This is a genomic window from Roseateles sp. GW821-FHT03B02 (assembly GCF_059421025.1).
This window is the reverse complement of record NZ_JBWKUV010000022.1, coordinates 1-9,253: the sequence shown is the minus strand read 5'-3', so window position 1 is coordinate 9,253 and position 9,253 is coordinate 1. Positions and strand designations below refer to the sequence as shown.

The window sequence follows — 9,253 nt, the reverse complement described above, 5'->3', positions numbered from 1 at the left end:
GTTTCTGAGCCAGCCGGCAGTGGCAGCGTGAGCGCCTGCACCGTGTCCAGCCCCACCAGCAGGCGCCATCCCGGCAGCACGTTCCGCAATGGCTCAGCAGTGATCTGCAGCGAGGAGTCGCTCAGCCCCGCCAGGCCCTGCACCGGTTCGACACAGAAATCCGGTGCGATGACCACGCCCGCTCCATGGCGTGCAAGAGCGACAAGCCCGTCCAGGTCGCTGCCCCAGGCCGAAGCCTGCAGTGAGACGTCCGCTCTACGCCCGTCGTCGTGTTGCCATTGGCTGGCAAAAGCCTCTTCGCCTTGACCCAACAGAAGCACGGACGTCGTGGCCAGATCCTGTGGATCTTGTGGGAGTAACGGCTGCCCGACCCCGTAGGCCCGAACCGCGAACCTCATCACGGGCTGGGCGACCCAGGCCTCGGGTGGTTTGCTGGTGACGCGAAAGGCAATGTCCAGACCCTCGCGGAGCAGGTCCACGCGTCGGTCCGTGAAGAAGAGTTCATAGCGCACCGCGGGATGCATGACTTGGAAGCGGGCCAGCAAGGGGGCGAGCACGTGACGGCCGAAGCCGGCAGTGGCGCTGATGCGGATCGTGCCGTCGAGCTGGTCGCGGGTGTGGCGCAAGGCCAGGCGGGCACTTTCGGCCGCGTCGCGAACGGCACGAGCGCGCGTGTGGAGGCGCCGACCGGCTTCGGTCAGACCGAGGCTGCGGGTGCTGCGCGCAAACAAGGCCAGCCCGACAGCACTTTCGATTGCTGCGATGCGGCGGCTGATGGCGGCCCGAGTCAGCCCAAGCTCGCGCGCAGCTTGCGCAAAGCTCCCGGCCTGGGCGATGCGGGCGAACAGCTCCAGCGCGTTGGCGTCCAGGGCTTCCTCCGCCGCGGTCTGGCGGCGGCGCCCCACGCCAGGCAAAGCAGGTGACTTTGTCGACATTTGATTGACGATATGGCGATCTCGAGTGCCCTACCAGCGAGAAAGATTGCCAATCTAGACTGCCCACGTTGCCGCCGCAAGCGCATTGCCCCGAGGTCCCCCATGTCCAGCCCGCCCCTGACGTCCGCCGACTCCCCGCCCCTGCCCGCCCCGGCGACCGCGACACTGGCGGAGGAGGCGCAAGGCATCCGTAACCTGCAGGTTCGCCAGCGGCCGATGCCGCTGCGCTGCAGCGACGGTCGGCTCCTGTCGGCGACATGGTTCGAGCCACCGGCAGGCGCTGCTGTGAGGGCTGTGGCCGTGATTGGCGCAGCGACGGCCGTGCCGGCCAGCTACTACCGCCACTTTGCCGAGTGGATGGCGGGCCGCGGCTATGCCGTGCTGAGCTTCGACTACCGTGGCATCGCCGCCTCGCGTGGGGCCCTGCATCCGGGCGAGGACGTCCGGCTGCGCGACTGGGCGCGTGTCGACATGGCTGCCGCACTGCATGCCGCCGACCGGCGCCGATGCCAGGAGTCGGTGGCTCTGCAGCGCGACCTCGGACTGCTGTGGGTAGGGCACTCGTTGGGCGGAAACTCTGTCGGCCTGGTCCCGGGCTTCGAGGACAAGGTCGATGCCGTGCTCGGGGTCGCCGCGCAGGTGGCCTACCTGGGGCATTGGTCGGGCCGTGCGCGCCTGCAGGCCTGGGTGTTCTTCCACTGGATGCTGCCGCTGCTCGTCCGCCTGCTCGGCCATGCGCCGGGTCGCGTGCTCGGCCCGCGCGCCGAAGACCTGCCGGCCGGCGCGGCGCTGGAATGGGCCGCCTGGGGCCGGATGCCGGGCTTTCTGTTCGGCGATGCCAGCCTCGCGCGCGAACGCGCCTATCACCGATTCGAAGGCGCGGTCCATCTGTGGAGCATCACGGACGACCATCTCTTCGGCCCCGCACCCGCCGTCGACGCGCTGGCTCACCAGTTCAGCGCTGCAAGGGTGCAGCGTCACAGCGTTGCACCGGGCGATCTTGGCGTGAACAGGATCGAGCACTTCGGCCCCTTCCGCCGCGACCTGGGCGCCCGGCTCTGGCCACGTTTGCTCGCGCCCATCGAGGCCGCGACGCCGCGGCTGTCGGCTCACCTGCAGCCGCTGTAAGCCCAGCCGCGGCCCTGCACCTGCTCGGCAAGGTCCGCGCAAAAGACGTTCACGAGCGCGTCATGACCGGCGGGCAGCATGCTGAACATGCCGACGACGCAAGACACCGCTGCCGCCGCCGACACGCCCACGTTGTCAGTGCGCACCGTCTGGATCTCGGACCTGCACCTGGGCACGCCCGGCTGCCAGGCCAAGGCCCTGCTCGACTTCCTGCGCGACGTGGAGTGCGACACCCTCTACCTCGTCGGCGACATCATCGACGGCTGGCAGCTCAAACGCTCCTGGTACTGGCCGCAGGCCCACAACGACGTCGTGCAGAAGCTGCTGCGCAAGGCACGCAAGGGCACGCGGGTGATCTTCATCCCCGGCAACCACGACGAGTTCGCGCGCAAGTACCTCACGCACAACTTCGGCGGCGTCGACGTGATGGAAGAAGCCATCCACGTCACCGCCGATGGCAAGAAGCTGTGGATCACGCACGGTGACCTCTACGACGGCGTCATCCAGTGCGCGCGCTGGCTGGCCATCGCCGGCGACCTGGCCTACGAATTCACGCTCAAGGTCAATCGCTGGTTCAACCACATCCGGGCGAAGTTCGGCCTGCCGTACTGGAGCCTGTCGCGCTACCTCAAGCACAAGGTCAAGCGCGCGGTCAGCTACATCAACGAGTTCGAGAACGCCGTCGCGCGCGAGGCCCGAAAGCGCGGCGCGCATGGCGTCGTCTGCGGCCACATCCACCACGCCGAGATCCGTGAGATCGACGGCATCCTCTACTGCAACGATGGCGACTGGGTGGAGAGCCTGACGGCCCTCGTCGAGCACTTCGACGGCAGGCTGGAGATCATCGACCGCGGCGACGAGGCCGCACTGCCGGGCATGATGCCGGCGCCCAAGACGGCACCGGCGCCGGTCGCATTGCCAGTGCCCGCGACCGCGACGGTCGCGGCGCCCGACACCGTCAGCTGACCAACTGCAACAGAGCCTGACCGGCGCGGACCTGCACGCCGGTCGCGATGCCCTCGGCCAGCTCGAAGCCCCGCGGCACGAACACGATGATGGTCGAGCCGTGCTCGAACCAGCCCATCTCCTGGCCTTTCACATGAGCGGCCGAGCAGGGCATCTCGTTGGCGCCCTTGCGCCCCAGATGCAGCAGCACGTCGAGGAAATGCAGGCGAATGCTTGCCACCAGGATGGCCGCAACCGGCACCAGCGCCACCGGGTGGCCACTGGCCAGCGTCATGCGCACGACGGCGCGCTCGTTGCGGCAGAACAGCCGCTCCACGCGCTGCAGCGCCACGGGGTTCACGTTCCAGGTGTCGCCGCTCAGATAGGTCACGTGCTCTACCGTGCCGTCCGCCGGGGCGTGGAAGCGGTGGTACATCGCCGACGTGAGCCGCAGCGTCACGAAGCGCCCGCCCTCGAAGGCGCTGGCGTCCTGCGTCGGGCCGAACAGTTCCTCTGTCGAATACGGAAAGCCCTTGGCCTGGTAGACCTGGCCCTGCTGCACGATGCCCGTCGCGCCGATGATGGCGTCGCTGGGGCTGGCGAACACGTCGGGCCGGGCGTCGAACACGCGCGAACCGGGCTTGAGCTCGCGCGTGAAGCAGTCCTTCAGCGAGCGGAAGTCCGTGTCCTTCGCTTCGCTCAGGTCCAGCGGCGTGAACAGCCGCCACACCGCGATCGACAGCTTCGTCAGCCACCGGCTCTCGATGCGCGAGAAGCGCCCCATCAGGCGTGTGAGCGCAATGCGCGGCACGCGGTTGGTCAGCAGGAAGTTCAAGTCTTCCTGTGCGAAGAGGCTTTGAAACCGGCCCCGGGCGGTGGTCATGGCTTTGTCATTCATTCCACTGTCAAGCGTGGCAGCTACATCTGAAACCTTCGTGAATTTCCTGAGACTCCGATGGATGAAACCCTGACCCTTTCGGCACTGGCCCTTGGCGTGCTGGCCCTGCTGCCCGCGGCCAAGCGGCGGCTGGAGCTGTCGCGTGCCAAGCACCGCTCGCTGGCTGGCCACTCGCGCATGGCCAAGCGCCTCGCGCGCTGGGTGCCGGGCTATGCCTACGACGAGGCGCAGTTCTTCGCCGCCGACGGCGCACCCGCCGACGTCGCGGCGCAGCGCCGTGCCGCGCTCAAGCGCCTGGGCGCGGAGTTCGACACCCGCTTCGCCAGGACGCTGGCCGCCACCGAGCAGGCCCGCGACACCATCTCCGACCTGCGCTTCACCGGCCGCTACCGCGTGCCCTTCCAGTTCAGCCCCGTGCTGCGCGAGCACCTCAAGGTTGGCGCCTTCCTGCAGCACAGCGAAGGCGTGCAGGTGGAAGACCTGGACGGCAACCGCCTCTACGACCTGACCGGCTCCTACGGCGTCAACGTGCTGGGCTACGACGCCTACAAGGAGTGCATCGCCGAGGCCGTGGCCACGGTCCAGGAGTTGGGCCCCGTGCTGGGGGCCTACCACCCCTGCGTGCTGGACGTGCTGACGCGGCTGAAGGCCGTGTCCGGCCAGGAGGAGGTCAGCTTCCACATGAGCGGCACCGAGGCCGTCATGCAGGCCGTGCGGCTGGCGCGCTATCACACCAAGAAGAAGCGCCTCGTGCGCTTTGCCGGCGCTTATCACGGCTGGTGGGAGGACGTGCAGCCCGGCCCCGGCAACCCGTTGCCCCCGCGCGAGACCTTCACGCTGCAGGACATGGCCGAGCGCTCGCTGAAGGTGCTGGCCACGCGGCGCGACATCGCCTGCGTGCTCATCAACCCGCTGCAGGCCCTGCACCCCAACGCCAGCGCACCGGGCGACTCCGGCCTCATCGACGGCAGCCGCCGCGCCGCCTACGACCGCGAGGCCTATACCGCCTGGCTCAAGCGGCTGCGCGAGGTCTGCACCGCGCGCGGCATCGTGCTGATCTTCGACGAGGTCTTCGTGGGCTTTCGCCTGGCACCCGGCGGCGCGCAGCAGTACTTCGGCGTCAAGGCCGACCTCGTCACCTACGGCAAGACGCTGGGCGGCGGCCTGCCGGTGGGCGTCGTCTGCGGCAGCCGTGCGCTGATGACGCGCTACCGCGAAGACCGGCCGGCCGACATCTGCTTCGCCCGAGGCACCTTCAACGCCCACCCCTACGTCGTCGCGGCCATGGCGTCCTTCCTGAAGCGCATCGAGCGACCCGAGGTGCGCGCGCTGTACGACGGCCTGGACGAGCGCTGGAACGCCCGCTGCGCCCAGTTCAACGCCCGCCTCGCCGCAGCCGGCGCGCCGGTGTGCATGGCCAACCTGTCGACGATCTGGACGGTGCTCTACACCCAGCCCGGCCGCTACCACTGGATGCTGCAGTTCTACCTGCGCAAGCAGGGCCTGGCGCTGAGCTGGGTGGGCACGGGCCGCCTCATCTTCAGCCTCAACTACGGTGACGCCGAGTTCGCCGAGGTGATGGACCGCTTCATCGCCGCCTGCGACGAGATGCGTGCCGACGGCTGGTGGTGGACGGCCCCCGAACTCACCGCCAAGGCCATCCGCCGCGGTGTGTTCCGCGAGATGCTGGCCAAGAAGTTCTGACCGAACCCGCCAACGAAAAAAGGCCCGCAGATGCGGGCCTTTTTGTTTGGGAGGGCGAAGCGCTCAGTGCGCCTGCTGACCCACGTGATCCATCGGGTCGATCAGCTGCCCGCGCAGCAGGTACAGCGGCGCCTTGTGATACAGCATCACGTCGTGGAAGGGGTCGGTGATGATCTTGAACCCCCAGGCCAGGCCCTGCATCAGGCCCTGCGTGGCCCACAGCTGGCCCACGCGGAACAGCAGGCCCACCACGCCCAGGCAGAACCAGGCCATGCCCACATCCTCCAGGAACCCCTGGGTGCCCACGGCCGGCTCGATCAGGCCGCCCAGCGACGGGAAGAACCACAGCACGGCCGGCAGCGCCACCCACACGGCCAGCAGCACGATCTTGCGGCGGATGTTGTAGCCCACCTTGATCTCTTCCTTGTACTCGTCGGTGGCCTTGTTCACCTCGTCATAGCCGCGCGGCTCGAAGAAGAAGTGGCCCGCCTGGCGCGTCGTCATCGACACGCACCAGGCCAGCAGCGCGGCCCAGGCCGGGTTCACGAACACCAGCCCGTAAGACACCAGGAAGCTCAGCGCGCTGATCAGGTGCAGGCTCTGGTTGATGCGGCTGTGGTGGTAGTAGCGGTGGTCGTCCCAGCGCTGCGTCTTGAGGGTTTCGAAGAACTCGTTCACGTCCCGTCCTTGTCGTTTGGGTGGAGATCGGGGCGCATGGTGGTGGGCTTGCGTGAAATCGGCGTGACGGTCCGGTTGTCATCGTGCTGTTGCATGCGCCCATGACCATCTGCGCATGAAAACCGCACACGACGCCGACGACATCCTGGTCGATGACCTGCCCGCGCCGCGCCACTCGCGCCGGCTCGCGGTGGTGACGGAGACCTATCCGCCCGAGGTCAACGGCGTCGCGATGTCGATGGCCCGCGTGGTCGATGGCCTGAACCGCCGCAACCACGACGTGCAGCTGATCCGCCCGCGCCAGTCCGCCAAGATGACTGCCCAGGCCACCGGCCGGCCCGAGGTGGACGAGGTGCTCACCAAGGGCCTGCCCGTGCCCCTCTATCCCAACCTGCGCATGGGCGTGCCCAGCAAGCGCGCGCTGGTGAAGCTCTGGTCGCTGAAGCGGCCCGACGTAGTGCACATCGCCACCGAGGGGCCGCTGGGCTGGTCGGCCCTGCAGGCCGCGCAGCACCTGGCGCTGCCGGTCACGTCAGACTACCGCACCAACTTCCACGCCTACGGCAAGCACTACCGCCTGGGCCTGTTCTCCAAGCCCATCATGGGCTACCTGCGCAAGTTTCATAACCGCTGCGACGCCACTATGGTGCCCACCGAAGCCATGCGCGTGCTGCTGGCCGACCGCGGCTTCGAGCGGTTGACGGTGGTGGGGCGCGGCGTCGATGCCCAGCGCTTCGACCCCGCCCGCCGCAGCGCGGTCCTGCGCGAGAGCTGGGGCGCGGGGCCGGACGACCTCGTCATGGGCTACGTCGGCCGCCTGGCACCCGAAAAGAACCTGGGCGTGGTGCTGGCCGCCTACGAGGCGGTGAAGGCCGTGCAGCCGAACGTGAAGCTTGTCTTCGTCGGCGACGGTCCGATGCGCGCCGAACTGGCGGCGCGCGCGCCCGAAGCCCACTTCGCCGGCTCACGCAGCGGCGACGACCTGGCGGCCCACTACGCGGGGCTGGACATCTTCCTGTTCGCCAGCCTCACCGAGACCTTCGGCAACGTCACCACCGAGGCCATGGCCAGCGGTTGCGCGGTCGTCGCCTTCGACAGCGCGGCGGCGGGCGAGTTGATCCGCAGCGGCGTAAATGGATGGCTGGCGGGGGCGGGCAAGGAGGCCGACTTCGTGGCCGCGACGCGCGTGGCCGCCTTCGATGCGGCGGCACGGCGTGCGGTGGCCGAAGGGGCGCGGGCCACGGCGCGGCGGCTGGACTGGGGCGACATCACGGCGCGCTTCGAAGGCGTGCTCGAAGGGGCGATTGCGCGGGCGGAGCCGGCGTTTGCGATGCAGGGGCTGCAGCCGGCGGCTTGAGGTCTGTTGGGGTGAGTGCCTATCGTTGAAGCTGAGCCGCAAGCGGCGGCCTGCCGACGCGAGTCGGCTCGAGTGATGGGATGGACTCCCCCGTTTGTTTGCCGCGCAAGATCGCGGCGCTGGTTTCCATGGGCGTGGGGATCAGTTTCACAAACACGAGGAGTCGGACATGCATGCTACGACCGTGGCCGTGGACCTGGCCAAGAGTGTTTTCCAGATTGCCGTTGCCGATGAGCACTGGCGCGTCGTCGAGACGCAGCAGCTGACGCGCACCCAGTTCGAGCGCTGGTTCCTCAACCGCGAGATCGGCCTGGTCGTCATGGAGGCCTGCGGCTCGGCCCACCACTGGGCCCGCTGGTTGAACTCGCTGGGCATCGAAGTTCGGCTCCTGCCCGCCCAGTACGTGCGCGCCTATGTGCGGCGCAACAAGACCGACGCCACCGATGCCGCCGCGCTGCTGGAGGCGGTCCGCGCTTCCGACCTGCGCCCGGTGCGCGTGAAGTCGGTGGAGCAGCAGGCGCTGCAGGGTCTGCACCGCATCCGCTCGCTGTGGATGGGCACGCGCACCTCGCGCATCAACGCGTTGCGCGGCTTCTGCCGCGAGTTCGGGCTGGCGATTCCGCAGGGCGCGCGCACGGGGCTGGAGGTGCTGGGCCGCGTGCTGGCCGACCCGAGCGCGGCCGTGCCCGGCCTGATCCGCGACAGCGCCAAGCTGCTGCTCGAAGAGGTGCGCCTGCTGGAAGCGCGCATCGCGCAGGTCGAGCGCGAGCTGGCCAACGCTGCCCGTCACAGCCCCGCCTGCACGCTGCTGCTGAGCGTGCCCGGCGTCGGGCTGTTGACGGCCACGGCGATGGTGGCCGCCACCTCGGGTGACGTGACGCACTTCCAGGACGCGCGGCACTTTGCGAGCTGGTTCGGCCTGACGCCGCGCGAGTTCAGCTCGGGGGGCACGCACCACTTGGGGCGCATCTCCAAGAGGGGCGACCGCTACCTGCGCATGCTGCTCACGCACGGTGCGCGCAGCGTGCTCAGGGCCGCGACGGTGGCCGTCGAGAAGGGCAAGGCCTTGAGCGGCGTGAGGCATTGGGCGCTGCAGGTGCAGGCGCGCTCCAACCACAACAAGGCCACCTGTGCGCTGGCCAACAAGCTTGCGCGCATCTGCTACGCCACGCTGCGCGACCACACCGCGTTCGACGAGAAGGCGGCTCTGGACAGGAAGGCCCTGCGCCAGAGCTTGGCGATGCCTGCCTGAGCGCCAGCCCCACCTCAACAACCCAGCTTCTTCCACCACTTGCGATGGGTCTGATCGACCATCATGGCCAGCCGGGAGCCCTCCCACACCGCGCGACGCCGATAACTCTTCCGGCAGCTCAGCCTGCCGCTTGCAGCGTGTTGCGCCGCGGTGACGCAGATTCCATGTCGGCACGGGACTTCAACGATCCCACACCAGATGCCGGATATACGACTGCAGGTGCTTCTCTCAGCCAGCCCCAAGCGATCAGGCCTTTGCCGTTGTGGGGGAGTCCATATACGAATACGAAGGGACTTCCCACCTTCTGGCTAACGGCGTCGAGGCGCCAAGATTGATGGTGCGAATCGTCAATCTGC

Annotated in this window: 9 protein-coding genes; 5 read left to right on the top strand and 4 right to left on the bottom strand. The window is 68.5% G+C overall.

From position 1 onward, the window contains the following. Window positions 1–905: LysR family transcriptional regulator (locus AC07VX_RS26685; protein ID WP_493183979.1), on the bottom strand; the 905-nt coding region annotated here is incomplete at its 3' end. 132 nt (window positions 906–1,037) lie between these two features. On the opposite strand from AC07VX_RS26685, the gene AC07VX_RS26680 reads away from it, so the two are divergent. Together AC07VX_RS26680 and AC07VX_RS26675 are read left to right on the top strand one after the other, a co-directional pair. After that, window positions 1,038–2,063 carry an alpha/beta hydrolase family protein gene (locus tag AC07VX_RS26680; protein ID WP_493167817.1) on the top strand — a complete coding sequence of 342 codons (1,026 nt, stop codon included), beginning with the start codon at window positions 1,038–1,040 and terminating at the stop codon, window positions 2,061–2,063. 87 nt (window positions 2,064–2,150) lie between these two features. Further along, window positions 2,151–3,029 (top strand): UDP-2,3-diacylglucosamine diphosphatase, encoded by an 879-nt coding sequence (locus AC07VX_RS26675; protein WP_493167818.1) that lies wholly within the window; start codon window positions 2,151–2,153, stop codon window positions 3,027–3,029. Here AC07VX_RS26675 and asd read toward each other — a convergent pair. Further along, window positions 3,022–3,891: an archaetidylserine decarboxylase gene (asd, locus tag AC07VX_RS26670; protein ID WP_493167819.1), complete on the bottom strand. Its 870-nt coding sequence runs from the start codon at window positions 3,889–3,891 to the stop codon at window positions 3,022–3,024. The genes AC07VX_RS26675 and asd overlap by 8 nt on opposite strands. Window positions 3,892–3,963: 72 nt before the next feature. Between asd and AC07VX_RS26665 the strand changes: the two genes are divergently transcribed. After that, complete coding sequence (locus AC07VX_RS26665; RefSeq protein WP_493167820.1) at window positions 3,964–5,610, top strand: aminotransferase class III-fold pyridoxal phosphate-dependent enzyme; 1,647 nt, start codon at window positions 3,964–3,966, stop codon at window positions 5,608–5,610. A 63-nt stretch (window positions 5,611–5,673) separates the two neighbouring features. On the opposite strand, the gene AC07VX_RS26660 is transcribed toward AC07VX_RS26665, so the two are convergent. Beyond that, the gene (locus AC07VX_RS26660; protein ID WP_493167821.1) at window positions 5,674–6,288 is read right to left on the bottom strand and encodes a hypothetical protein; all 615 of its coding nucleotides are present in this window, start codon (window positions 6,286–6,288) and stop codon (window positions 5,674–5,676) included. A gap of 115 nt (window positions 6,289–6,403) precedes the next feature. Between AC07VX_RS26660 and AC07VX_RS26655 the strand changes: the two genes are divergently transcribed. Together AC07VX_RS26655 and AC07VX_RS26650 are read left to right on the top strand one after the other, a co-directional pair. Next, a complete protein-coding gene (locus AC07VX_RS26655; protein WP_493167822.1) occupies window positions 6,404–7,645 on the top strand; it encodes a glycosyltransferase family 4 protein in 1,242 nt (413 codons plus the stop codon). A gap of 169 nt (window positions 7,646–7,814) precedes the next feature. Beyond that, a complete protein-coding gene (locus tag AC07VX_RS26650; protein WP_493167823.1) occupies window positions 7,815–8,897 on the top strand; it encodes an IS110 family RNA-guided transposase in 1,083 nt (360 codons plus the stop codon). A gap of 118 nt (window positions 8,898–9,015) precedes the next feature. On the opposite strand, the gene AC07VX_RS26645 is transcribed toward AC07VX_RS26650, so the two are convergent. Further along, window positions 9,016–9,253: hypothetical protein (locus tag AC07VX_RS26645; protein ID WP_493167824.1), on the bottom strand; the 238-nt coding region annotated here is incomplete at its 5' end.

Excerpts from the sequence above, each read along its gene's own strand:
- AC07VX_RS26665 (WP_493167820.1), top strand. The coding sequence starts at position 3,964 with ATGGATGAAACCCTGACCCTTTCGGCACTGGCCCTTGGCGTGCTGGCC.
- AC07VX_RS26675 (WP_493167818.1), top strand. The coding sequence starts at position 2,151 with ATGCCGACGACGCAAGACACCGCTGCCGCCGCCGACACGCCCACGTTG.
- AC07VX_RS26650 (WP_493167823.1), top strand. The coding sequence starts at position 7,815 with ATGCATGCTACGACCGTGGCCGTGGACCTGGCCAAGAGTGTTTTCCAG.
- AC07VX_RS26655 (WP_493167822.1), top strand. The coding sequence starts at position 6,404 with ATGAAAACCGCACACGACGCCGACGACATCCTGGTCGATGACCTGCCC.
- AC07VX_RS26680 (WP_493167817.1), top strand. The coding sequence starts at position 1,038 with ATGTCCAGCCCGCCCCTGACGTCCGCCGACTCCCCGCCCCTGCCCGCC.
- asd (WP_493167819.1), bottom strand. The coding sequence starts at position 3,891 with ATGACCACCGCCCGGGGCCGGTTTCAAAGCCTCTTCGCACAGGAAGAC.